We start from the raw sequence: 24,509 nt of genomic DNA, 5'->3' as shown, positions 1-24,509 counted from the left end.
GGATTTACTTCAGCGCCGCCGTCACCACCATCTCAACCAGCCACTCGGTCTTCGCCAGCTTGGCTTCCACCGTGGCGCGCGGCGGCGCGTCGCCGGCCGCCACCCAGCTGTCCCAGACCGCGTTCATGCCGGCGATATCCTTGATGTCGGCCAGGAAGATCTGGCACATCAGGATGCGCGTCTTGTCGCTGCCGACTTCCTGCAGCAAGCGGTCGATATGCGCCAGCACTTCGCGCGTCTGGCCTTCGATGTTGTGCGTCACGTCTTCCGCGACCTGGCCCGCCAGGTAGACGGTGCCGTTGTGGATGGCGACTTCCGACAGGCGTTTTCCGACGTGCAAGCGTTTGATTTCCATTCTGTCCTCACTAGGTAAACTGAATTGATTGAAAAGCAGGCTGAAAATTTCAGCCAAGCAAAAACCGGCGGGCCAGCGCGATCTGGCCTTGATGCACGAAGGTCGGCGCGTGGCCGACGCCATCGATCTCGACCAGTTGCGCGCGCGGCCCGCGCTGGGTCATGCGCTGCGCCACCTCCGGCGTCAGCAGGTCCGATTCGGTGCCGCGCACCAGCAGCGTCGGACAGGTGATCGCATCGTAGGCGGCCCAGAGGCCGGCCTCGGCCTGTTGCGCAATTTGCGGCGTGATCGCCTTGAACGGCAGCGCCAGTCCCAGATCGTAATTCCGGGTCCACAAGCCATCCTTGTCCTGGCACAGCACATCGGTCGCCAGCTTGCGCCATTCGGCCTCGCTGTGCGGACCGAAGGTGCGCGAAATCTGGCGTACGTAATCGGCCGCCTGCTGGAAGGTTTCAAAGCGCACCGGCTGGCTGATGTAGTCGCCGATGCGCGCCAGCGCCTCCGGGTTCAGCGTCGGGCCGATGTCGTTCAGGATCAGCTTGCGGATTGGATTGCCGGCCAGCGAGGCCATGCCGATGCCGATCAGGCCGCCCATCGAGGTGCCGAACCAGTCGACCGTCTCCGCCTCCAGCCGCGCCAGCAGGCTCACCATGTCGGCGACGTATTGCGGCACCTGGTAGTACTGCGGATCGCGCAGGTGGTCAGAGCGGCCGCGCCCGACCACGTACGGCGCCACTACCCGATAGTCGGCGCACAGCGCGCGCGCCAGGTGATCGAAATCGTCGGCCACGCGCGTCACGCCATGCACGCACAGCAGCACTTTCGGGTTGCGCGGATCGCCCCATTCCTTGTACACCATGCGGTGCAGGCCGGCTGGGGAAAGGCATTGCACGTGCTTGAAGCGCGGATCGGTCATGGTATTTTTACTAGGTCTTCGATTCCGACATTTTACTGTCGTTGCGCTTAAAATCGTGCCGAGACAGGCGTTTTGGACAATTCACTTGAGGAACATCATGCAAAAATCGCTGCAGGGAAAAACCGCGCTGGTCACCGGCTCCACCTCCGGCATCGGCCTCGGCATGGCGCACGCGCTGGCCGCGCAAGGCGCGCATATCGTCTTCAACGGCTTCGGCGACGCCGCCGAGATCGTCAAACTGCAAGACGACACGGCACGCCAGTTCGGCGTCCAGACCGCCTACCACCCTGCCGACATGTCGCAGCCGGCCGAGATCGAGGCCATGATGAAATTTGCCGCCGACAAATTCGGCGCGGTCGATGTGCTGGTGAATAACGCCGGCATCCAGCACGTAGCAAACATCGAGGATTTCCCGGCCGAAAAATGGGATGCGATCATCGCCATCAACCTCTCCTCGGCCTTCCACACCACGCGCCTGGCGCTGCCGGCAATGAAGGCACGCAACTGGGGCCGCATCATCAACATCGCCTCGGTGCACGGCCTGGTCGGCTCGGCGCAAAAATCCGCCTACGTCGCCGCCAAGCACGGCATCGTCGGCCTGACCAAGGTCACCGCACTGGAAACCGCCGCCACCGGCGTCACCTGCAACGCCATCTGCCCCGGCTGGGTGCTGACGCCGCTGGTGCAAAAGCAGGTCGACGCCCGCGCCGCGCAGGCCGGATTGTCGAACGACGACGCCAAGAAAAGCCTGCTGGCCGAAAAGCAGCCGTCCGGCGAATTCGTCACGCCCGATCAACTCGGTGCGCTGGCGGTCTTCCTGTGCAGCGAAGCCGCCAGCCAGGTGCGCGGCGTGGCGTGGAACATGGACGGTGGCTGGGTTGCGCAGTAAGGGCCACCGCAAGCTCCACTACCCGGTAATCGCCCCGGCTGTTTTCACATACTCCATTACTCGATAGCTGAAGCCGGATATAAAACGGGAGTTTTTTGCACATACTCTAGGTTTTTATGGGGCGGTTTCAAACACGAAGTGGAACACCGCCTGGCCGAAGGCGGCGTTCCGATCGGTTCGGTGATCGTGCATCGCGGGCAGCAAGGCAGCCCGATTTTGCACGGCGAACTGGAGTTGATCGCCATCAGGCAAGTGCTTTGGAACGAAGACAGCGGCAAGCCGTCGAATGAGTCGGGCGCGGGCGGTAAAACGCCGCCGTGCGGCCCATCACCAGCACCAATCCCACGCGCCGGAGAGCCGAATGCTTGCGGCAAAAACCTGTCTAGAAGCGATCCGCCTTGGCGCCATCTACCTGCTGGCGGCGATCGTGGCGGCCCCCGCCAGCGGCGCAAGTACCGGGCCGGCTGGAGCCACCAACCGGGTCACGGTGCAGGTACCGGCCGGCATGGACCGCGCACCTTTCGACGTGCCGCGCACGCTGTTGGTACCGCCGGGATTTTCGATCCGTGTGTTGGCACGGGTAGCGGACGCCCGCTTCATGGCGCTGGCGCCGAACGGCGACTTGCTGGTCTCCAGTCCGGCGACAGGCCGCGTAACGCTGCTGCGCCCCGGCAGCGGCGACACCGCGGCCGCCACCTTCGTGTTCGCCGCAGGTTTGAAGATGCCACACGACATGGCCTTTCATGCCATCGGCCGCACCACCTATCTCTACCTGTCGGAATCGAACCGGATCATCCGCGCCGCCTACGTCAGCGGCGCCACCGCCCTCGGCCGGAGCGAGGTGGTGGTGGATGGCTTGCCGGATGGCTCGACTGCGGGCCTGCAGGGCCGCTACAACCACCCGCTGAAAAACTTCACGCTGCACCAGGACAAGCTGTACGTCTCGATCGGCTCCAGTTGCAACGCCTGCGCCTCCGACACCGTGGCCGATCCGGTGCGCGGCGCGCTCTATGTGTACAGCGAGGATGGCAAAAACCCGCGCTTGTATGCGCGCGGCGTACGCAACATCGAGGGGCTGCGCTTTCGCCCCGGTAGCGACGAACTGTGGGTGGTCGTCAACAATCGCGACAACATCGCCTACCCGCTGCACCGCGATTTCGACGGCGACGGCCGCGACGATTTCGGCCGGGTGATGCAGCGTTACGTCGATGGCCATCCGCCCGACCTGCTGATCAAGATAAAGGACGGCGGCCAGTACGGCTGGCCGTTCTGCAATTCGGACCCGGACCAGGGGCTGGACGACATGCCCTACCAGCGCGACGCCGAGCTCAACGCCGACGGCAGCCGCCTTGACTGCGCCGGCATCGAGCGCGTGACGAAAGGCCTGCCGCCCCATTCGGCGCCGCTCGGCCTGAGTTTCCTGCGGGAGTCCGGTTTACCGGTGCCTTACCGCAATGCGCTGGTGACGGCCTTGCACGGCTGCTGGAACTGCAGCGCCTTGAATGGCCACCAGATCATGCTGGTGCCATTCCAGCCCGACGGCAGCCTGGGCGCCGCGGTCGATCTGGTCAGCGGCTGGGTCACCAATGCGGCGCGCAAGGAACGCTGGGGCCGGCCGGTCGCTGTGATCCCGGATGGCCGGAACGGACTGTATATCTCGGACGATCTGTCCGGCACGATTTACCAACTGAGCAGCCACTAGCTTTTCTACAAAAAACGGCGCCCGGGGCGCTGTTTTTCATGTCACGCATATTGCGCTCATTGCAATGCGCTGGTGTCCAGGCTGGCTTCGGTTTTTTCGCTGATTTCCGCCACCGTCACGCCGCTGGCCAGTTCGACCAGCTTCAAGCGGCCGCCCACCACGTCGATCACGCCCAGATCGGTGATGATGCGATTGACGACGCCGACCCCGGTCAGCGGCAGATTGCACTGCTTCAGGATCTTGGGCGAAGTCGAGCCATCCTTGGCTTTTGCCACGTGCTCCATCAGCACCACGACGCGGCCGACGCCGGCCACCAGGTCCATCGCGCCGCCCATGCCCTTGACCATCTTGCCGGGGATCATCCAGTTGGCCAGGTCGCCCTGTTCCGACACCTGCATCGCGCCCAGGATCGCGATATTGATCTTGCCGCCGCGGATCATCGCGAACGAATCCGCCGAACTGAAGTATGACGAGCCCGGCAATGAGGTTACGGTCTGCTTGCCGGCGTTGATCAGGTCGGGATCGATCGCGTCCTCGGTCGGGAACGGGCCGATGCCGAGCAGGCCGTTTTCCGATTGCAGCCAGACTTCGATATTCTGCGGTACATAGTTGGCCACCATGGTCGGCAAGCCGATGCCGAGGTTGACGTAAAAACCGTCCTGCAGTTCCTGCGCCGCGCGCGCGGCCATTTGCTCACGAGTCCATGCCATCTCTGTTCTCCGTATTCTCTAGTTGCTGCCTGGGTTGGCACGCACGGTGCGCTGCTCGATCCGTTTTTCCGGGTGGGCGTTTTGCACGATGCGGTGCACGAAGATGCCGGGCGTATGGACATGGTCCGGGTCGAGCTCACCGACTTCCACCAGCTGTTCCACTTCGGCGATCGTGATCTTGCCGGCCATCGCGACGTTCGGGTTGAAGTTGCGCGCGGTCTTGTTGAATACCAGGTTACCGGCCTTATCGCCTTTCCAGGCCTTGACCAGCGAGATGTCGGATACCAGCGAACGCTCCATCACGTATCGGTGGCCGTCGAATTCGCGCACTTCCTTGCCTTCGGCGACGATGGTGCCGAGGCCGGTGCGGGTGAAGAAGGCCGGGATGCCGGCGCCGCCGGCGCGCAGTTTTTCCGCCAGCGTGCCTTGCGGGGTGAATTCCAGTTCCAGTTCGCCGGCCAGAAACTGGCGCTCGAATTCCTTGTTCTCGCCGACGTACGAGGCAATCATTTTCCGGATCTGGCGCGTCGCCAGCAACTGGCCCAGGCCGAAACCGTCGACGCCGGCATTGTTCGAGATCACGGTCAGATTCTTGACTGCCGAATCGCGCAGTGCGGCGATCAGAGCCTCGGGAATCCCGCACAAACCAAAGCCGCCCACCGCGATCGTCTGGCCGTCTTTCACCACATCCGCCAATGCCGTCGCCGCGTCCGGATAAACTTTCTTCATACCAACACCTCTTATTGTGTAAAGTAGTGCGTCAAAGCCTTAACGCCTTCGCGATTTTCCGTTCTGCGTCAGTCAGCATAAGACTGCATGCGGAATCGCACAATACCGTAGAACTACGAATTTTAATCGATCAGATGGAGGGGACTCTTCCATGAGCGCGGTACTGCCAATTGATTACGACGTGATTTTCCAGCGGTCTCCGGTCGGCATGTGCATCTCCAGGAACCGCGTCATCCAGGCCAGCAATCACGCGCTGGACCAGATGTTCGGCTATGCGCCGGACGCGCTGGCCGGGCAGTCGTTTCTGGTGCTGTACCCGACCCCGGACGAATTCGAGCGCACCGGTGCCCGCATCACGCCGATCATGAATGCCAAGGGTTGCTACTCGGACGACCGCATCATGAAACGCGCCGATCAGGAATTGTTCTGGTGCCACGTCACCGGCCGCTCGCTGACCCCGGGCGACCCGCACGGCGCCGGCATCTGGGTATTCGAGGACTTGAGCGCGAAGCGGCGCGTATCGGCCGAACTGACGCCGCGCGAACGGGAAATTTCAGCGCTGCTGGCGGAAGGAAAAACCAGCAAGCTGATCGCGCGCGAAATCGGCTTGAGTCCGCGCACGGTGGAAATGCATCGCGCCAAGCTGATGCGCAAATTCTCGGCCGCGACCTCCAGCGAACTGGTACACCGCTTGCTGGGCGTGGCCCTGTAGGCGGCGCCGCCTTATGCTCCCAGTTGCGGTAGGCGCGCCTGCGTCAGGCGCGCCAGCAGCTTCGGGTTCAGCGCCACCGATTTTTCCCTGGCGTAGTTGACCCACACCACCTTGGCGCCGCCCTCGGCGACGATCAGGTCCGGGTTGTCCACGCGCCGGATCTCGTGCACGGTTTCAAAACTGGAGCGCCCCGGCGCGCCGACATACGTCAGCACTTCAATTTCGCCCGGAAACTTCAATTGTCGCATGAATGAACAATGCGCATTGACGACCACCGGTCCTTCGCCGCTGAACATATCTGGCTCGAGATCAATGCTGGAGAACCATTCAATGCGCGCTTGCTCCATGTAACGAAAATATACGGCATTGTTGACGTGCCGCATCGCATCCATATCACCCCAGCGAATCGGCATACGCGTGATATGCACCAGATTTTTGTCAATTGTTGTCATGCCTTACGAGGCTCCATAAATCAATCTCCATGAACGCATTTATTGCGCGCTGGCGCCGTCGTCGGCGGTCATGATGGCGCCATTGATGAAGTGCGACTCATCGGCCGCCAGCAGCAGCAGCAGTCCGTCCAGGTCTTCCGGCTGGCCGAGGCGCCGGCGCGGCAGCATCTCGATCAGTTTCTGGCCCTGCTCGGTCTCGAAGTGCGCGGCGTTGATTTCGGTCCGGATGTAGCCCGGGCAGATCGCATTGACGTTGATGCCGTAGCGGCCCCATTCCACCGCCATCGCCTTCGTCATGTGCACCACGCCGGCCTTGCTGATGCAGTAGATGCCGATCTGCGGCAGTACGCGCAGGCCGGCGACCGAGGCGATGTTGATGATCCGATGCTGCTTCTTGGGATCGCCCTTGGCGCGCGCGATCATACGCTTGGCGGCTTCCTGGGCCACGAAGAAGGCGCCGCGCAGATTGGTGTCCATCACATACGCGTAGTCTTCCGGCGTGACATCGAGCAGCCGCTGAGTGGTCGAGACGCCGGAATTATTGACCAGGATGTCGATCGGACCGGCCTCGGTTTCTGCATGCGCAATGGCGGCCTTGATGCTGGCATAGTCGGACACGTCGAGCGCCACCACGTGCGCGGCGCCGCCTTCGGCTTCAATCTCGGCGCGCAGCTCCTTCAGGCGCTCGGTGCGGCGCGACGCCAGCACCACCTGGGCTCCGGCTTGCGCCAGCGTCTTCGCGAAGCGCGCGCCCAAACCGCTGGAAGCGCCGGTAATCAGCGCGATTTTTCCATGAAAGTTGAATTCGATCCCCACAAGCTTCTCCCGATGTGCGCATTTAGTCAGCCTAGCCTCAGCAGACACGTTATCATGCACCCCGCGATTAGTGCGCAGTGCCTAGTATTCTGCCGCAAAATCCATGACAATTAGCACACCCGTTCGAAAAATAAATTTTACCGCCAACACCATGACTTCAAACTCGACCCCAAGCATCCTGGAACAATACGGCCCGCGCGAAGCGATGGAATACGACGTCGTTATCGTCGGCGGCGGTCCCGCCGGCTTGTCCGCCGCGATCCGCCTGAAACAGCTGGCCGCCGAAAAAGGCAGCGAGGTTTCGGTCTGCGTTCTGGAAAAAGGCGGCGAGCTGGGCGCGCACATCCTGTCCGGCGCGGTGATGGCACCGCAGGCGCTGACCGAACTGATCCCCAACTGGCAGGAGCTGGGAGCGCCGCTGAACGTGCCGGTCACCGAGGACCGCTTCCTGTTTCTGAGCCAGACCAAGGCGTACAAGACGCCGGGCTGGATGCTGCCAGCCTGTTTCCAGAACCACGGCAACTACGTCGTATCGCTAGCCAACGTGGTGCGCTGGCTGGGCCAGCAGGCCGAAGCGCTGGGCGTGGAAATTTTCCCCGGCTTCCCGGCGGCCGAAGTGCTGTACAGCGACAACGGTCAGGTTCTAGGTGTCGCCACCGGCAACATGGGCGTCGATCGGCACGGGCAGCCGACCGCCGCGTTCCAGCTCGGCATGGAATTGCGCGCGAAGTACACGCTGTTTGCCGAAGGCGCACGCGGCAGTCTCGGCAAGCAGTTGATGGCCAAATACAATCTGAACCAGGGCCGCGACCCGCAAACCTATGCGATCGGCATCAAGGAACTATGGGAGATCGACCCGAAGATGCACCAACCGGGACTGGTAGTGCACACCGCCGGCTGGCCGCTGGATAACAAGACCTATGGCGGCTCCTTCCTCTACCACCTCGACAACAACCAGGTCGCGGTCGGCTACGTGGTCGGCCTGGCTTACGAAAATCCCTACCTGTCGCCATACGAGGAATTCCAGCGCTACAAGACCCATCCTGAAATCCGCAAGTTCTTCGAGGGCGGCAAGCGCATCTCCTATGGCGCGCGGGCACTGACCGCGGGCGGCCTGCAGTCGCTGCCGAAGCTGGTGTTCCCGGGCGGCGCCTTGATCGGTTGCGATGCCGGTTTCTTGAATGCCTCGCGCATCAAGGGCAGCCACGCGGCGATCAAGAGCGGATCACTGGCCGCCGAAGCTGCATTCGACGCGCTGGCATCCGGACGCCAGCACGACGAACTGGCCGCCTTCCCGCAGGCATTCGAGCAATCCTGGCTGCACGAGGAACTGCACGTGGCGCGCAATTTCAAGCCGTGGATGAGCAAGGGCCTGGTGACCGGCACGCTGATGGTCGGCATCGACCAGGTCGTATTCCGCGGCAAGGCGCCATGGACCCTGCACCACTCGCAGGCAGACCACGAATATCTGAAGCCGGCCGCCGAATGCCAGCCGATCGTCTACCCGAAACCGGACGGCAAGCTGACCTTCGATCGCCTGTCGTCGGTCTTCATCTCCAACACCAACCATGCGGAAGAGCAGCCGATCCACCTGACGCTGAAAGACCCGACGGTGCCGGTGGACGTCAACCTGGCGATCTATGCCGGGCCGGAAAGTCGCTACTGCCCGGCCGGCGTGTATGAATTCGTGAAGACGGAGAACGGCGGTGATCGGCTGCAGATCAATGCGCAGAACTGCGTGCATTGCAAGACCTGCGACATCAAGGACCCGACCCAGAATATCGTCTGGATTCCGCCGGAAGGCGGCGGCGGGCCGAATTATCCGAACATGTAAAAATAAAAAGGCCGTGATTGCGGCTTTTTTTTCGGACAGCTTTCGTGGTGACGCTGACGGCGGTGGCTACATCCATTTATATACTGCCTTGAATGCAAGCCGATTCCGGCCGGTAAATGGCCGTCCATACAACATACTCCATCTTTACCTGGCAGAAGTCGCCAGTGGAACGATGAACCCGACTCAGACGATCCACTCCCCCGCCACGATCTTTTGCAGCCAGAAGGCGCCAATCACGGTCTTGACGTCGGTGATTTTTCCCTGCCGGACCCATTCCAGCAAATCCACCAGCGGCGCGCGGAAGGTTTCCAGGAATTCGCCGTCGTCGAGCCGGCTGGGACCGGGGCTCAGTTGCCGGGCCAGGAACAGATCCAGATGTTCGTCGGAATAGGCGATCGCGTTGTGGATGGTGCACACCGGCTGCCAGTCGAGCGCGGTATAGCCGGTTTCTTCCTGCAATTCGCGCTTGGCGCACGGCAGCGGCTCTTCGCCGGCATCGATTTTCCCGGCCGGGAACTCAATGAAGACGCGCTCCAGCGGATAGCGGAACTGCCGCTCCAGCAGTACCGTGCCGTCTTCGAACAGCGGCAGGATGACCACCGCGCCGGGATGGCGGATGTATTCACGCTGCGCGGTCTTGCCGTCCGGTAGCCGCACGCTGTCGCGCTGAACCTTGAGGAAGCCGCCGTCATAGGCGAGCGTGCCGTCGAGGCAGGTTTCTGTCAGGTGGCTATCCATGCCGGAACTCCGGGAAATAAGGCCGCTGGAATGCCGCGACCGCGTGATGCTCGCGGCTAGTCGGAGCGGCGCCGTTTGCGCAAATAGCGATACACGAAACCGGGATAAGCGAGCACGATGAACAGGCAGGCGGTTATCGCGTAAAACTCCCAGCCCTGCGCAAAGGCATTGCCGAGTTGCACTTCGAGAAAGCGTGCGATGGCGCCAATCAGCGCATACAGCGCCGCCAGTTCAATCAGCCGCAGCCAGACCGGCTTGACCGCACGCCCGCCAAACGCCACGGGGACCAATGCAAACAGGCGCTCGTTGACAAACGGCAGGTTGGCGGCCAGCACTGCCAGCACGATCACCAGCCAGCTATAGGAAGAAACGTTCACAGGGAGTCCCGGACAGCCTTTCTGCTCATGATGCCAGCGTCTTCACCATGGCCACAGCCAACGCGCTCATCAGCGGCCCCGGCAGCAGACCCAGCGCCAGCAGCGCAACGCCGTTGATGCTCATCGCCACCCGCATATCGGGGTTGACCACGATCGGCTGATCGTCGGCCGGTTCATCGAAATACATCAGCTTGACTACCCGCAGGTAGTAGAACGCGCCCACCACCGACAGCAACACCGCGACGATCGCCAGCCAGAGCTGGCCGGCGCCCAAGACCGCCTGCAGCACCGAGAACTTGGCGTAAAAACCCATGGTCGGAGGCACGCCGGCCAGAGAAAACATCAGGATCATCATCATCAGCGCGAACCACGGGCTGCGCCGGTTCAGGCCCTTGAAGTCTTCCAGATTCTCGGCCTCGAAGCCAGAGCGGGCCAGCAACACGATCATGCCGAAGGTGCCGAGCGTGGCCAGAACGTAGGTAATGATGTAGAACATCGCCGAGCTGTAGGCGTTGGCGGTGCCCGAGACGTTGCCGTCCACCACGCCCGACAACAGGCCGAGCAGCATGAAGCCCATCTGGCCGATGGTCGAATAGGCCAGCATGCGTTTCAGATTGGTTTGCGCGATGGCGGTGATATTCCCGACCGCCATCGACATCACGGACAGGAACACCAGCATTTGCTGCCAGTCGAATGCCAGCGGCAACAAGCCTTCCACCAGCAAGCGGATGCAAATCGCGAATGCAGCCAGTTTCGGCGCCGTTGCCACCAGCAGCGTGATCGCCGTCGGCGCGCCGTGGTAGACGTCCGGCAACCACATGTGGAACGGCGCGGCGCCGAGCTTGAACGCCAGGCCGGCCACCACGAACACGACACCAAATACCAGCACCGTCTTGTTCACCACGCCGGAGGCGGTGACGCGCGCCACTTCGATCAGGTCCAGCGAGCCGGTGGCGCCATACAGCATCGACATGCCATACAGCAGGAAGCCGGACGACAGCGCGCCCAGCACGAAATACTTCATTGCCGCCTCAGTCGGAATCGGAGTATCACGGCGCAGCGCAATCAGCGCATACAGGCTGAGCGACATCAATTCGAGGCCGAGATAAATGATCAGGAAATTATTCCCCGAAATCATGATCATCTGCCCCAACAGCGTAAACAACGCCAGCACGTAATACTCACCCCCGAGGTGGCCGCTGATCATGTTGCGCGCGCTGACATACTGTTGCGAATAAATCAGCGAGAAGCCGACCGACAGGTAGCAGAACAGCTTCAACACATTCGACATCGGATCGGAGATGAACAGATTGTGGAAGGTGTAGCTGGTCGCGCCACTGTTGAAATCTATCATGGTCAGCGCCGCGCAAACCGCGATCGCAACCAGCGACAGTACGTAAGTAACGTGCCGCTTGGCGCTCGTCAGAAACAGGTCGATCAGCAGAATCGCCGATGCCGCTATCACGAGGAAAATCTCCGGATATGCCGGAACCAGGTTCATATTGTTCATTTGGTCGCCGCTAGTTGCGCTTGCAAGATGCGTTGCTAATGGATTTTGGAAATTGCGACATGCTGCAGCAAATCAGCCACGGATACCTGCATCGCATCGATAAAGGGCGCCGGGTAAATGCCCATCGCGAGTACCGCGATGCCCAGCAGGCTCAGCATGAAAAACTCGCGCTTGTTGATGTCGGCCATCTGCGCCACCCGTGCATTGCCGACCGCGCCGAAGATCACGCGCTTGACCAGCCACAGCGAATAGGCCGCGCCCAGAATCAGCGCCAACGCCGCCAGCAGGCCGATCCAGAAGTTGAATTGCACCGCGCCCAGAATCACCATGAATTCGCCGACGAAACCCGAGGTGCCGGGCAAGCCGCAATTGGCCATCGAAAACAGGATGAAGAAGGCCGCGAACTTGGGCATGCTGTTGACCACGCCGCCGTAATCGGCGATCTGGCGCGAATGCAGGCGGTCGTACATGACGCCGATGCACAGGAACATGGCGCCCGACACAAAGCCGTGCGAAATCATTTGCGCGATCCCGCCCTGCACCGACATGTCGTTGAAGGCGAAAAAACCAAGCGTGACGAAACCCATGTGGGCAATCGACGAATACGCCACCAGCTTTTTCATGTCGGCCTGGACGATCGCCACCAGCCCGATATAAATCACCGCCACCAGCGACAGCGTGATGATGAAACCGGACAGGTAATGGCTGGCGTCCGGCGTGATCGGCAGCGAGAAGCGCAGGAAGCCGTACGCGCCCAGCTTCAGCATGATGGCCGCCAGCACCACCGAGCCGCCCGTAGGCGCCTCGACGTGGGCATCCGGCAGCCAGGTGTGCACCGGCCACATCGGCACCTTGACCGCAAAGGCCGCCAGGAAGGCGAGGAAAATCAGGATCTGCTCCGTCATCGAGAGCGGCAGCTTGTGCCAGACCAGGATATCGAAACTGCCACCGGAAGCGATGTACAGGTACAGGATCGCGACCAGGGTCAGGACGGAGCCGAGGAAGGTGTACAGGAAAAACTTGAATGCCGCGTACACCCGGTTGGGGCCGCCCCAGACGCCGATGATGATGTACATCGGGATCAGCGTGGCCTCGAAGAAGACGTAGAACAGCAAGCCATCCAGCGCGCTGAAGACGCCGATCATCAAACCGGACAGGATCAGGAAGGCGCCCATGTATTGGGCCAGCTTGTTTTCGATGACTTGCCAGGCGGCGATCACCACGATCACCGTGATGAAGGCGGTCAATGGAATGAACCATAGCGACAAGCCGTCGATGCCCAGGAAATAATCGATATTGAAGCGCGCGATCCACGGCATTCTTTCGACAAACTGCACGCCATGGGCGGCGTTGTCGAAGTTCAGCACCAGCGGCAAGGTGGCGGCAAAACTGACCAAGGCGCCGATCAGCGATACCATTTTTACCAGGCTGCGGTCGCGGCCGCTGCCGAAGGCCAGCACCAACACGCCGAACGCGATCGGACACCAGATGGCAAGACTAAGCAAGGGAAAAGTTGACTGCATCATAATTATGGTTGTTTTTGCGCCGCCGCTTACTTAGCGAACGGAAACGGCATGAAATAAATCAGGAAACCCAGTACGCCCAGGATCATCACGAACGCGTAGTGGTAGATAAAACCGCTTTGCGCAAGACGAATGAGGCCGGCAAACCAGCCCACCAACTTGGCGCTGCCGTTGACGATCAAGCCGTCGATCAGGCCGCGATCACCGGCTTTCCACAAGCCAGTCCCGAGCCAGCGGGCACCGCCGGCGAACACCACCTCGTTGATCTTGTCCATGTAGTACTTGTTGTCCAGCAGGGTGAAGATGCCGCTGAATTTTTCCTTGAGCATGGCCGGCACGCGCGGGTTGACCATGTAGAAGTAATACGCCAGGGCAACCCCGGCCAGCGCCAGCCAGAACGGCAGCGCGGTCAAGCCATGCAGCGCCATCGCCAGCGGACCGTGGAACTCCTCAGCCAGTACCGCCATCGCCGGGTGCGCGCTGCTGACAAAGATCGCGTCCTTGAAGAAATCGCCGAACAGCATCGGAGCGATCGTCACATAACCGATCATCGCCGATGGAATCGCCAGCAGGATCAGCGGCACCGTCACCACCCACGGCGATTCATGCGGCTTCTGGCCGGGCGCCAAGCCGTGATGATGGCCGTCGCCGGCATCTTCCTCGCTTTCGTCGGCATGCTCATGCGGTGCGTGGGCGCCAAACCGCTCCTTGCCATGAAACACCATGAAATACAGCCGGAACGAGTAAAAAGCGGTAACGAACACACCAGCGGACAGCGCAAAATTGGCAAATCCGGCGCCGGTCAGGGTGCTCTGGTGCACCGCTTCGATAATGCTGTCCTTCGAATAAAAACCGGAAAAGAAGGGAGTACCAATCAAAGCCAAAGAGCCGATCAGCGTCGTCAGCCAGGTGATCGGCATGTATTTGCGCAGGCCGCCCATGTTGCGCATGTCCTGATCGTGGTGCATGCCGATGATGACCGAACCCGCTGCCAGGAACAGCAGCGCCTTGAAAAACGCGTGCGTCATCAGGTGGAACACGCTGATCGAATATGCCGACACACCCAGCGCGACCGTCATATAGCCCAGTTGCGACAGCGTCGAATAAGCCACCACACGCTTGATGTCGTTCTGGATCATGCCGAGGAAGCCCATGAACAGCGCGGTGATCGAGCCGATGATCAGGACAAAGGACAGCGCCGTATCCGATAGCTCAAACAGCGGCGACATGCGCGCCACCATGAAGATGCCGGCGGTTACCATGGTCGCGGCGTGAATCAGGGCCGAAATCGGGGTTGGACCTTCCATCGAATCCGGCAGCCAGACGTGCAGCGGAAACTGCGCCGACTTGCCCATGGCGCCGATGAACAGACAGATGCAGGCGACGGTCAGCAGCATCCAGTCGGTGCCGGGGAACAGCATCTGCGCCAGTTCGCCCTTCTTCGCAAAAATCTCCGCATAGTTCATCGACCCGGCAAACGCCAGCAGCAAGCCGATCCCGAGCACGAAGCCGAAGTCGCCGACGCGGTTGACCATGAACGCCTTCAGGTTGGCCACGATCGCGGTCGGCCGCGTATACCAGAAACCGATCAGCAGATAGGACACTAGCCCGACCGCCTCCCAGCCGAAGAACAGTTGCAGCAGGTTGTTGCTCATCACCAGCATCAGCATCGAGAAGGTGAACAGCGAGATATAGGCAAAGAAGCGGTTATAACCCTCGTCGTCCTTCATGTAACCGATGGTATAGATATGCACCATCAGCGAGACGAAGGTCACCACGCACATCATCATGGCGGTCAGGCTGTCGACCAGAAAGCCGATTTCCAGCTTCAGGCCAGCTACCGTCATCCAGTTGTAGATGGTGCCATCGAAATGGGCGCCGTCCAGCACTGCCAAGAGCGTCTGGCAGGAGATGACGAAGGCGATCAACACGCCCAGAATCGTGACCGTGTGCGAAGTCGCGCGGCCGACCTTGTTGCCGAAAAATCTGGTGCCAAACAGGCCGGCGATCACGGCGCCGACCAGCGGCGCCAGCGGCACCGCAAGGAGTAAATCCGGGTTAAGTTGCCCAGCCATGTTGAACCCTGTCTATATTATTCAGTTACTGTTTTGATCAGCCTTTGAGGCGATCGAGATCTTCGACATCGATGGTTTCCAGGTTACGGAACAGGACCACCAGGATGGCCAATCCGATCGCTGCCTCGGCGGCAGCCACCGTCATGATGAAGAAGACGAAAATCTGCCCGGCGGCATCGCCCAGATAGTACGAAAAGGCGATGAAATTCATGTTTACCGACAACAGCATCAGTTCGATTGCCATCAGCAAGATGATGATGTTCTTGCGGTTCAAGAAAATGCCGACGATCGAGATTGCGAACAGGATCGCGCCCAGGATCAGGTAGTGTGCTAACGATAAAGCCACGGTACGCTTCCCTTATGATTGGTCTTTGACGGCTTGTGCGCCGGTCGCCCCGGCATCGTTGCGCGCGGACTCGGATTTCATGCGGACGACCCGAACCCGGTCGCGGCTTTTCACCTTGACCGCATCGGCCGGATCGAAATATTTGCGGTCCTTGCGACGGCGAATCGTCAGCGCCACTGCGGCAATCATCGCCACCAGCAAGATCACCGCCGCCACCTCGAACGCGAACACGTACTGGGTGTAGAGGACCTTGCCGAGTTCCTTGGTATTGCCGATGTGGGCCGAGGCCGCGGGAACATCCAGCTCAAGCCGGAATCCATGCAGCAGCACCGCCGACATTTCCAGCACGATGACGACGCCGATGACCGAACCGAGCGGCAGATAAGACCAGAACCCCTCGCGGATCTTGCTGACATTAATGTCGAGCATCATCACCACGAACATGAATAGCACCATCACCGCGCCGACATACACCAACACCAGCACGATGGCGAGGAATTCCGCTTTTAACAGGAGCCAGATGGCGGCGCTGGAAAAAAACGACAGTACCAGGAAGAGGACCGCATGCACCGGATTACGGTCGGTGATGACGCGCAACGCCGACAACACCAGGATCAGCGCAAACGCATAGAACAAGAAAGTTTTGAATTCCATAGAAAGCCAGTTTTAGCTGAATCAACGATACGGGGCATCGACGGCACGGGCCGCAGCGATTTCTTTTTCATAGCGGTCGCCGACTGCCAGCAGCATTTCCTTGGTGTAGTACAGATCGCCCCGCTTTTCGCCGTGGTATTCCAATACATGGGTTTCCACGATGGAGTCGGTCGGGCAGGATTCCTCGCAAAAACCGCAGAAAATGCATTTGGTCAGATCGATGTCGTAACGCGTGGTACGGCGCGAGCCGTCGGCGCGCTGCTCCGATTCGATCGTGATCGCCATTGCCGGGCACACCGCTTCACACAGCTTGCAGGCAATGCAGCGCTCTTCCCCGTTGTCGTAGCGGCGCAATGCATGCAGCCCGCGAAAACGCGGCGACTGCGGCGTCTTCTCCTCGGGGAACAGCACGGTAATCTTGCGCGCGAACATATACCGGCCAGTCAGCGCCAAGCCCTTGAACAGCTCCCGCAACATCAAGCTTCCGAAAAAATCCTTGATTGCAACCATGTTGGCCTCCATTGCCACTCAGCCTCGCGCTTCTTTATTTCCAGATATTCAATGCCGGGATCTGCATCCACGCAGCGACGATCACAAGGTACGCCAGCACCAGCGGAATGAAAACCTTCCAGCCGAGACGCATGATCTGGTCGTAGCGATAGCGCGGAAAAGACGCACGCGACCAGATGAACAGCGATACCACGAAAAACGTCTTGATGCCGAGCCAGATCCAGCCCGGGATCCAGGTGAACGGCGCCATGTCGATCGGCGGCATCCAGCCGCCCAGAAACATCAGCGAGGCCAATGCCGAGATCAGGATCATGTTGGCGTATTCAGCCAGGAAGAACATGGCGAACGACATGCCGGAATATTCGACCATGTGGCCGGCCACGATCTCGGACTCGCCTTCCACCACGTCGAATGGATGGCGGTTGGTCTCGGCGATGCCGGAAATCACGTAGACAAAGAAAATCGGCAGCAGCGGCAGCCAGTTCCAGGACAGGAAATTCAAGCCGAGTTCCGCAAAATAGCCCTTGCCCTGGCCAAGCACGATGTCGGTGAAATTCAGGCTACCGGACACCATTAGCACGATCACCAGCGAGAAGCCCATCGCGATTTCATACGACAGCATCTGGGCCGAGGCGCGCATGGCGCCGAGAAAGGCATATTTCGAGTTGGAGGCCCAGCCGGCGATGATGACGCCGTACACTTCCAGTGAAGTTATCGCCATCACGAACAGCAGGCCGGCGTTGATGTTGGCCAGCGCCACCTCGGGTCCAAACGGAATGATGGCCCACGCCGCCAGTGCCGGCGTGATGGTCATCACCGGAGCGATCAGGAACAGGGCCTTGCTGGCCTTGGCCGGAACGATGATCTCCTTCAACAGCAGCTTCAAGGCATCCGCGATCGGCTGCAGCAAGCCGGCCGGGCCGACGCGATTCGGTCCGAGGCGGATGTGCATCCAGCCGATCATCTTGCGCTCCCACAGCGTCAGATAGGCGACGCAGCCCATCAACGGCAACACCAGAGCGATAATTTTGACCAGATTCCAGACCAGCGGCCACAGGCCTCCGAACCAGCCCTGACCGGTCGCATGCAGATTCAAGAGCAATTGGTCCATCAGGCTTTCTCCACCGAGAGTGCGCCAAACATCGGCCCCAGCGCCGCGGTGCTCGCGTGCGCGGCGGCAATGCGCACCACATTGTCTGGCAGACCGGTATCGATTTCGGCAGCCAGTTGTATGCTGTTCTGTCCTTGCGCAACCCGCAGCAGCGCGCCATCCGTTACTGCCAGTTTTTGCGCCAGCGCCTGCGAGATCAGCGCGCGCGGTGGCCGCGCATCCCCGGTTTCCTGCAACGATCCGGCACGACGCACGATCGCGTCGCTGAAATAAATCGGCACGTCGGCGATCCGTTCCAGGCCTCCGCCGGCGGCCTGGTTTGCAGCCGCCTGCGGCTGAACCGCGGCGATATTGTTCAGGCGCGCAACGAGGTCGATCTTGTCAGCCGAATCGCCGCCCAACACTTCATTGCGAATCTCCTCGGAAGATTCGTACTCGAAGTTTTCCAGATCCAGCAAATTCCCCAATACGCGCAACACCTTCCAACCCGGACGGGTTTCGCCCAGCGGCTTGACTGCGCCGTTGAAGCTCTGCGCCCGACCCTCGCAGTTGACGAAGGTCCCCGAGGTTTCGGTAAACGGCGCGATCGGCAACAAGACGTCGGCATACTCGGCCGCATGGCGGTACGGCGACAGGACTACTACCATATCGGCCTGCGCCAGCGCCGCACGCGCGGCGACCGGGTCGCCGGCGTCCAGTTCCGGCTCGGTATTCAGCAACAGATAAGCCTTGCGCGGCGCGGCAAACAGCTGGGCCGCATTGCGTTCCTTGCCCGGCACCGCATGTGCCAGGTAGCCGCCCACCGTATTCGCGCCTTCGGTCAGATAACCGAGGCGGGCATCGGTATGTTGCGTCAGCCACTGTGCCGCGGCATGCAGTTGCGAAGCCTGCGGGTGCTGTACTGCGGCGTTGCCAAGGAAGATGCCGCGCGCTTCGCCGCTCAGCAAGCTGGCGGCAATTTTTTCCGCGGCAGCCGACGGCTGAACCGATTCAAACCCGGCGGGCGCCGCGACGTTCCTGCTCTTCGCCACCACCGCGATCACTTCGCCCAGGGCCGACAGCCACGCCGACGGCGCTGCGATCATCTTGTTGGCGACCGGCATCAGCAGATCTTCATCCACCGCGTGCAGCACGCTGACCTGGGCGCCACGCTTGACCGCCTGGCGCAGACGGGACGCCAACAACGGATGATCCTTGCGCAGGAAGGAGCCGATCACGAAGGCACGATCCAGTTGGCCGAACTGCGCTACCGACATGCCCAGCCACGGCGTCACTTGGCCATCCAGATGGAAATCGGACTGGCGCAGACGGAAATCGACATTTTCCGAACCCAGGCCGCGTACCAATTTTTGCAACAACGACAGTTCTTCCAGTGTCGAGGTTGGCGCCGCCAGCGCGGCCAGCGCGTCGCTGCCGTGTTCCTGCTGGATATTGCGCAGGCCATGGGCGACATATTCGAGCGCAGTCTGCCAGTCGGTTTCCTGCCACTGGCCGTCCTGCTTGATCATCGGCTTTTGCAGGCGCTCCGGGCTGTTCAAGCCTTCATAGGAAAAACGGTCGCGATCCGAGAGCCAGCATTCGTTGACATCCTCGTTTTCCAGCGGTAGCACCCGCATCACGGTGGCGCCCTTGACTTGCACGATCAGATTGGAGCCAAGACCATCGTGCGGGCTGACCGACTTGCGCCGGGTCAGCTCCCAGTTGCGGGCGCTGAAGCGGAACGGCTTCGAGGTCAGCGCGCCTACCGGGCACAGGTCAATCATGTTGCCGGACAATTCGGAATCGATTGCCTTGCCGACGAAAGCGGTGATTTGCGCATGCTCGCCGCGGCCCAGCATGCCAAGCTCCATCACGCCGCCGATTTCCTGGCCGAAGCGCACGCAACGGGTGCAGTGGATGCAGCGCGTCATTTCCTTCATCGAGATCAGCGGTCCGCCGTCCTTCGGCGTGACGATCCGCTTTTCCTCGACATAGCGCGATCCGGAAGCCCCATAACCAACCGCCAAGTCCTGCAACTGGCATTCGCCGCCCTGGTCGCAAATCGGGCAATCCAGCGGGTGGTTGATCAACAGGAATTCCATCACCCCTTTTTGCGCGGTAATGGCCTTCGGGCTATGGGTATGCACCACCATGCCGGCCGACACTGGGGTCGCGCACGCCGGCAGCGGCTTCGGCGCCTTCTCGACTTCCACCAGGCACATGCGGCAATTGGCCGCAATCGACAATTTCTTGTGATAGCAGAAGTGCGGAATATAGGTGCCGAGCTTGTTGGCGGCATCCATCACCATGCTGCCTTCCTGCACTTCGACTTTCTTGCCGTTTATTTCGATTTCAACCATGGCTATGCTTTTCCGCCCTGAGATGCACTATGCGAATCCGTATTTGTTAAACGTGGCCGGGTACCGAGCAGCACTTGTGCTCGATATGGTGCTCAAATTCTTCCCGATAATTCTTGATGAAGGCCCGCACCGGCATCGCCGCTGCATCGCCCAGCGCGCAGATGGTACGCCCCTGGATGTTGTCCGCCACCGAATTCAGCAGATCCAGATCTTCCGGCCGGCCCTGGCCGTGCTCGATCCGGTGCACCACCCGGTACATCCAGCCGGTGCCTTCGCGGCACGGCGTGCACTGGCCGCAGGATTCCTCATAATAGAAATACGACAGGCGCATCAGCGAACGCACCATGCAGCGCGTTTCGTCCATCACGATCACGGCACCGGAGCCGAGCATCGAACCGGCTTTCGCAATCGAGTCGTAATCCAGATCGGTCTGCATCATCACGTCGCCGGGAATCACCGGCGCCGACGAGCCACCAGGGATCACCGCCTTGATCTTCTTGCCGCCGCGCATGCCTCCGGCCAATTCCAGCAGGGTCGCGAACGGCGTGCCAAGCGGAATTTCATAGTTGCCAGGCCGCTCGACGTCACCCGAGATCGAGAAAATCTTGGTGCCGCCATTGTTCGGCTTGCCCAGTCCGGCGTAGGCCTCGGCGCCAATCTTGAAGATGAATGGCACTGCCGCGAAGGTTTCGGTATTGTTGATTGTGGTTGGCTTGCCATACAGGCCGAAGCTGGCGGGGAACGGCGGCTTGAAGCGCGGCTGCCCCTTTTTGCCTTCCAGCGATTCCAGCAGCGCAGTCTCTTCGCCGCAAATGTACGCGCCATATCCATGGAATGCATGCAGCTGGAAATTGAAATCGCTGCCCATGATCCGATCGCCAAGAAAACCTTCGGCCCGCGCTTCTTCCAGCGCCTCCTCAAAGCGTTCGTATTCCTTCCATATCTCGCCGTGGATATAGTTGTAGCCGACCGTGATGCCCATCGCATACGCGCCGATCGCCATGCCTTCGATCAGCGCATGCGGGTTGTAGCGGATGATATCCCGATCCTTGAAGGTGCCCGGCTCGCCCTCGTCGGTATTGCAGACCAAATATTTCTGACCCGGAAACTGGCGCGGCATGAAGCTCCATTTGAGGCCGGTCGGGAAACCGGCGCCGCCACGCCCGCGCAACGAAGATGCCTTGAGCTCGGCGATCACCTGCTCCGGCGGCATTTTCTCGGTGAGGATGCGCCGCAGGCTTTCATAGCCGCCGCGCTTGACGTAATCCGCCAGATGCCAGTTGCTGCCGTCGAGTCCGGCCAGGATCAGAGGTTTGATATGACGATCGTGCAGGCAGGTCATTTGGCAGCATCCCCGCTCAATTCGCCGATCAGCGCGTCGATTTTTTCGTTCGACATCCAGCTGCACATGCGCTTGTTGTTAACCAGCAGCACCGGTGCGTCGCCGCAAGCGCCCATGCACTCGCCCTCCAGCAGCGAGAACTGGCCGTCCGCCGTGGTTTCGTGGAAGTCGATGCCGAGTTTCTGCTTCAGATACTCCGCCGCCTTTTCGCTGCCGGACAGCGCGCACGGCAGATTGGTGCAAATCGTGATCTTGTGCTTGCCGGCCGGCTTCTGGTTATACATGTTGTAGAACGACGCGACTTCCTGCACCGCGATGCTCGGCATGCCCAGATAGTCGGCCACTTCCTGCATCAGTTCCGGCGACAGCCAGCCGATTTCGTCCTGGCCGACGGCGAGCGCCGCCATCACCGCCGACTGTTTCTGCTCAGGGGGAAACTTGGCGATCTCACGATCGATTTTTTGGTACGCCTGTTCTGATAACAGCATTGCTTTTGCCTCGAATATGGATGCGCGATGTGCGCTCAACCTACCTGTCAATTTCGCCGAACACGATATCCTGCGTGCCAATGATCGTCACCGCATCGGAGATCATGTGGCCTCTGGCCATTTCATCCAGTCCCTGCAGATGGGCGAAGCCGGGAGCGCGGATCTTCAGCCGATACGGCTTGTTGGCGCCATCCGAGACGATGTAGATGCCGAACTCCCCTTTCGGGTGTTCCAGCGCAGCGTAGGCCTCTCCAGGCGGCACGTGCATGCCTTCGGAAAACAGCTTGAAGTGATGGATCAACTCCTCCATGTTGGTCTTCATGCTGACCCGCGACGGCGGCGCAACCTTGTAATTGTCGACGATCACCGGGCCCGGATTGTTGCGCAGCCACTCGACGCACTGCTTGATGATGCGATTCGACTGCCGCATCTCTTCGACCCGTACCAGATAGCGGTCATAGCTGTCGCCGTTGACGCCAACCGGAATATCGAAATCGAGCAGGTCATACACTTCGTACGGCTGCTTCTTGCGCAAATCCCATTCGACGCCGGAACCGCGCAGCATGGCGCCGGTAAAGCCCATCGCCAGCGCGCGCTCCGGCGACACCACGCCGATGCCGACCAAGCGCTGCTTCCAGATGCGGTTATCGGTCAGCAGGGTTTCATACTCATCGACATAGGTCGGGAAGCGATTGGTAAAGTCTTCGATGAAATCCAGCAGCGAGCCCTGGCGGTTTTCATTCATGCGCTTGATCGCCTTGTCGTTGCGCACGATCGATGCCTTGTACTGCGGCATGCTGTCGGGCAGATCGCGATACACGCCGCCCGGGCGGTAGTACGCAGCATGCATCCGGGCACCGGATACCGCTTCGTAGCAGTCCATCAAATCCTCGCGCTCGCGGAACGCGTACAGGAACACCCCCATCGCCCCCACGTCCAGCGCGTGCGCACCGAGCCACAGCAAGTGGTTCAGCAGGCGCGTGATTTCGTCGAACATGACGCGGATGTACTGGGCGCGCAACGGCACATCGATGCCAAGCAGCTTTTCAATCGCCATCACATAGCCGTGCTCGTTGCACATCATCGACACGTAGTCGAGCCGGTCCATGTAGGGCACCGATTGCAGGTAGGTTTTTTGCTCCGCCAGCTTTTCAGTCGCGCGATGCAGCAAGCCGATATGCGGATCGGCGCGCTGGATGATTTCGCCGTCCAGTTCCAGCACCAGCCGCAACACGCCGTGCGCAGCCGGGTGCTGCGGACCGAAGTTCAGCGTGTAGTTCTTGATCTCTGCCATTATCTGATCCCGCCGTAATTTTCTTCACGAATCACGCGCGGCGTGACCTCACGCGGCTCGATCGTCACAGGTTGGTAAATCACGCGTTTTTGTTCCGGGTCGTAGCGCATCTCGACATAGCCCGACACCGGGAAATCCTTGCGGAACGGATGGCCGATGAAGCCATAGTCGGTGAGGATGCGCCGCAGGTCGTTGTGGCCCGCAAACAGGATGCCGAAGAAATCGAAGGCCTCGCGCTCGAACCAGTTGGCGGCCGACCACAGATCCGACACCGAGGCGATCTGCGGTACGTCGTCATCCGGCGCAAACACCCGCACCCGCACCCGCCAGTTGTGCGTGACCGACAGCAGATGACTGACCACGGCAAAGCGCGCGCCCTGCCATATGCCATCGCCATAGTCGGAGTAATCCACGCCGCACAGGTCGATCAATTGCTCGAAGCGCAGATCCGCATGGTCGCGCAAGGCGCACATCGACGAGTGATAGGTCGCCGCCTTGACGACGACGGTGACTTCGCCCAGCGCGATCGTCATTTCCCGCAGATCATCGCCCAGCACGGCGCGCAGGGAGGCTTCCAGAGTTTCGAGTTTGGTCGTCATGCGTTTCTCTCAGCGCGCGATGGTGTTGGTGCGCTTGATCTTGTTCTGCAACTGCATGATGCCGTACAGAAGCGCTTCGGCAGTCGGCGGGCAACCCGGCACATAGATATCGACCGGCACGATGCGATCGCAGCCACGCACCACCGAATACGAGTAATGGTAGTAGCCGCCGCCGTTGGCACAGGAACCCATCGAGATCACCCAGCGCGGCTCCGACATCTGGTCGTACACCTTGCGCAGTGCCGGCGCCATCTTGTTGCACAGCGTACCGGCCACGATCATGACGTCGGACTGCCGCGGCGACGGCCGGAACACGACGCCAAAACGGTCCATGTCGTAACGCGCCGCGCCCGCATGCATCATCTCCACCGCGCAGCAGGCCAGACCGAAGGTCATCGGCCACATCGAGCCGGTGCGCGTCCAGTTGATCAGCTTGTCGGCCGTCGTGGTTACAAAACCTTCCTGCATTACACCTTCAATCGCCATGA

The 24,509-nt window shown here is 60.7% G+C and carries 25 protein-coding genes; 4 read left to right on the top strand and 21 right to left on the bottom strand.

All coding sequences use genetic code 11. From position 1 onward, the window contains the following. Positions 1–4: 4 nt before the first annotated feature. A complete protein-coding gene (locus tag ACK2VC_RS15595) occupies positions 5–355 on the bottom strand; it encodes a RidA family protein (RefSeq protein ID WP_486731295.1) in 351 nt (116 codons plus the stop codon). 49 nt (positions 356–404) lie between these two features. Then, positions 405–1,271, bottom strand: a complete 867-nt coding sequence (locus ACK2VC_RS15590; protein WP_486731294.1) for an alpha/beta fold hydrolase — start codon at positions 1,269–1,271, stop codon at positions 405–407. A 97-nt stretch (positions 1,272–1,368) separates the two neighbouring features. Between ACK2VC_RS15590 and ACK2VC_RS15585 the strand changes: the two genes are divergently transcribed. Together ACK2VC_RS15585 and ACK2VC_RS15580 are read left to right on the top strand one after the other, a co-directional pair. Continuing rightward, positions 1,369–2,160, top strand: a complete 792-nt coding sequence (locus ACK2VC_RS15585; RefSeq protein WP_486731293.1) for a 3-hydroxybutyrate dehydrogenase — start codon at positions 1,369–1,371, stop codon at positions 2,158–2,160. Between the two features lie 361 nt (positions 2,161–2,521). Further along, positions 2,522–3,862, top strand: coding sequence for a PQQ-dependent sugar dehydrogenase (locus ACK2VC_RS15580; RefSeq protein WP_486731292.1), 1,341 nt, complete (start codon positions 2,522–2,524; stop codon positions 3,860–3,862). A 56-nt stretch (positions 3,863–3,918) separates the two neighbouring features. Here ACK2VC_RS15580 and ACK2VC_RS15575 read toward each other — a convergent pair whose 3' ends face one another. Next, positions 3,919–4,572 carry a CoA transferase subunit B gene (locus ACK2VC_RS15575; RefSeq protein ID WP_486731291.1) on the bottom strand — a complete coding sequence of 218 codons (654 nt, stop codon included), beginning with the start codon at positions 4,570–4,572 and terminating at the stop codon, positions 3,919–3,921. Between the two features lie 18 nt (positions 4,573–4,590). Beyond that, positions 4,591–5,301: a CoA transferase subunit A gene (locus tag ACK2VC_RS15570; RefSeq protein WP_486731290.1), complete on the bottom strand. Its 711-nt coding sequence runs from the start codon at positions 5,299–5,301 to the stop codon at positions 4,591–4,593. Between the two features lie 151 nt (positions 5,302–5,452). Here ACK2VC_RS15570 and ACK2VC_RS15565 point away from each other — a divergent pair, with 151 nt between their 5' ends. Then, complete coding sequence (locus ACK2VC_RS15565) at positions 5,453–6,013, top strand: LuxR C-terminal-related transcriptional regulator (protein WP_486731289.1); 561 nt, start codon at positions 5,453–5,455, stop codon at positions 6,011–6,013. A gap of 11 nt (positions 6,014–6,024) precedes the next feature. Here ACK2VC_RS15565 and ACK2VC_RS15560 read toward each other — a convergent pair whose 3' ends face one another. Continuing rightward, on the bottom strand, positions 6,025–6,465 hold the full coding sequence (locus tag ACK2VC_RS15560) for an acyl-CoA thioesterase (protein ID WP_486731288.1): 441 nt from the start codon (positions 6,463–6,465) through the stop codon (positions 6,025–6,027). Positions 6,466–6,504: 39 nt separating this feature from the next. Then, the gene (locus ACK2VC_RS15555; RefSeq protein ID WP_486731287.1) at positions 6,505–7,281 is read right to left on the bottom strand and encodes an SDR family oxidoreductase; all 777 of its coding nucleotides are present in this window, start codon (positions 7,279–7,281) and stop codon (positions 6,505–6,507) included. A gap of 151 nt (positions 7,282–7,432) precedes the next feature. Between ACK2VC_RS15555 and ACK2VC_RS15550 the strand changes: the two genes are divergently transcribed. Continuing rightward, complete coding sequence (locus ACK2VC_RS15550) at positions 7,433–9,115, top strand: electron transfer flavoprotein-ubiquinone oxidoreductase (protein ID WP_486731286.1); 1,683 nt, start codon at positions 7,433–7,435, stop codon at positions 9,113–9,115. A 183-nt stretch (positions 9,116–9,298) separates the two neighbouring features. On the opposite strand, the gene ACK2VC_RS15545 is transcribed toward ACK2VC_RS15550, so the two are convergent. From ACK2VC_RS15545 to ACK2VC_RS15475, 15 genes are read right to left on the bottom strand one after another with little or no spacing between them, the layout of a single operon-like run. Beyond that, positions 9,299–9,853, bottom strand: a complete 555-nt coding sequence (locus tag ACK2VC_RS15545) for an NUDIX domain-containing protein (RefSeq protein WP_486731285.1) — start codon at positions 9,851–9,853, stop codon at positions 9,299–9,301. 56 nt (positions 9,854–9,909) lie between these two features. Continuing rightward, on the bottom strand, positions 9,910–10,230 hold the full coding sequence (locus ACK2VC_RS15540; protein ID WP_486731284.1) for a DUF2818 family protein: 321 nt from the start codon (positions 10,228–10,230) through the stop codon (positions 9,910–9,912). Positions 10,231–10,255: 25 nt separating this feature from the next. Continuing rightward, a complete protein-coding gene (gene nuoN, locus ACK2VC_RS15535; protein ID WP_486731283.1) occupies positions 10,256–11,740 on the bottom strand; it encodes an NADH-quinone oxidoreductase subunit NuoN in 1,485 nt (494 codons plus the stop codon). Between the two features lie 35 nt (positions 11,741–11,775). Then, the gene (locus ACK2VC_RS15530; RefSeq protein WP_486731282.1) at positions 11,776–13,266 is read right to left on the bottom strand and encodes an NADH-quinone oxidoreductase subunit M; all 1,491 of its coding nucleotides are present in this window, start codon (positions 13,264–13,266) and stop codon (positions 11,776–11,778) included. Between the two features lie 26 nt (positions 13,267–13,292). After that, entirely contained in the window at positions 13,293–15,338 is a 2,046-nt protein-coding gene (gene nuoL / locus ACK2VC_RS15525; RefSeq protein WP_486731281.1) for an NADH-quinone oxidoreductase subunit L, read from the bottom strand. Positions 15,339–15,375: 37 nt separating this feature from the next. Beyond that, a complete protein-coding gene (gene nuoK / locus ACK2VC_RS15520) occupies positions 15,376–15,684 on the bottom strand; it encodes an NADH-quinone oxidoreductase subunit NuoK (protein ID WP_486731280.1) in 309 nt (102 codons plus the stop codon). A 12-nt stretch (positions 15,685–15,696) separates the two neighbouring features. Beyond that, positions 15,697–16,338, bottom strand: coding sequence for an NADH-quinone oxidoreductase subunit J (locus ACK2VC_RS15515; protein WP_486731279.1), 642 nt, complete (start codon positions 16,336–16,338; stop codon positions 15,697–15,699). A 21-nt stretch (positions 16,339–16,359) separates the two neighbouring features. Next, the gene (nuoI, locus tag ACK2VC_RS15510; protein WP_486731278.1) at positions 16,360–16,848 is read right to left on the bottom strand and encodes an NADH-quinone oxidoreductase subunit NuoI; all 489 of its coding nucleotides are present in this window, start codon (positions 16,846–16,848) and stop codon (positions 16,360–16,362) included. A 34-nt stretch (positions 16,849–16,882) separates the two neighbouring features. Next, positions 16,883–17,959 carry an NADH-quinone oxidoreductase subunit NuoH gene (gene nuoH / locus ACK2VC_RS15505; RefSeq protein WP_486731277.1) on the bottom strand — a complete coding sequence of 359 codons (1,077 nt, stop codon included), beginning with the start codon at positions 17,957–17,959 and terminating at the stop codon, positions 16,883–16,885. After that, on the bottom strand, positions 17,959–20,298 hold the full coding sequence (gene nuoG, locus ACK2VC_RS15500) for an NADH-quinone oxidoreductase subunit NuoG (protein WP_486731276.1): 2,340 nt from the start codon (positions 20,296–20,298) through the stop codon (positions 17,959–17,961). Before nuoG ends, nuoH begins: the two co-directional genes overlap by 1 nt. A gap of 46 nt (positions 20,299–20,344) precedes the next feature. Continuing rightward, positions 20,345–21,640 (bottom strand): NADH-quinone oxidoreductase subunit NuoF, encoded by a 1,296-nt coding sequence (nuoF, locus tag ACK2VC_RS15495; protein WP_486731275.1) that lies wholly within the window; start codon positions 21,638–21,640, stop codon positions 20,345–20,347. Continuing rightward, the gene (gene nuoE / locus ACK2VC_RS15490; protein WP_486731274.1) at positions 21,637–22,128 is read right to left on the bottom strand and encodes an NADH-quinone oxidoreductase subunit NuoE; all 492 of its coding nucleotides are present in this window, start codon (positions 22,126–22,128) and stop codon (positions 21,637–21,639) included. The genes nuoF and nuoE overlap by 4 nt, the downstream gene beginning before the upstream one ends. A gap of 40 nt (positions 22,129–22,168) precedes the next feature. Further along, positions 22,169–23,422 carry an NADH-quinone oxidoreductase subunit D gene (locus ACK2VC_RS15485; protein ID WP_486731273.1) on the bottom strand — a complete coding sequence of 418 codons (1,254 nt, stop codon included), beginning with the start codon at positions 23,420–23,422 and terminating at the stop codon, positions 22,169–22,171. Next, positions 23,422–24,021 carry an NADH-quinone oxidoreductase subunit C gene (locus ACK2VC_RS15480; protein ID WP_486731272.1) on the bottom strand — a complete coding sequence of 200 codons (600 nt, stop codon included), beginning with the start codon at positions 24,019–24,021 and terminating at the stop codon, positions 23,422–23,424. The genes ACK2VC_RS15485 and ACK2VC_RS15480 overlap by 1 nt, the downstream gene beginning before the upstream one ends. A 9-nt stretch (positions 24,022–24,030) precedes the next feature. After that, positions 24,031–24,507, bottom strand: coding sequence for a NuoB/complex I 20 kDa subunit family protein (locus ACK2VC_RS15475; protein WP_486731271.1), 477 nt, complete (start codon positions 24,505–24,507; stop codon positions 24,031–24,033). Positions 24,508–24,509 lie beyond the last annotated feature (2 nt).

This window comes from Herbaspirillum sp. WTB6 (assembly GCF_057457785.1).
Note: the sequence above shows the minus strand (reverse complement) of the source record. Positions and strands in the feature narration are given on the sequence as shown.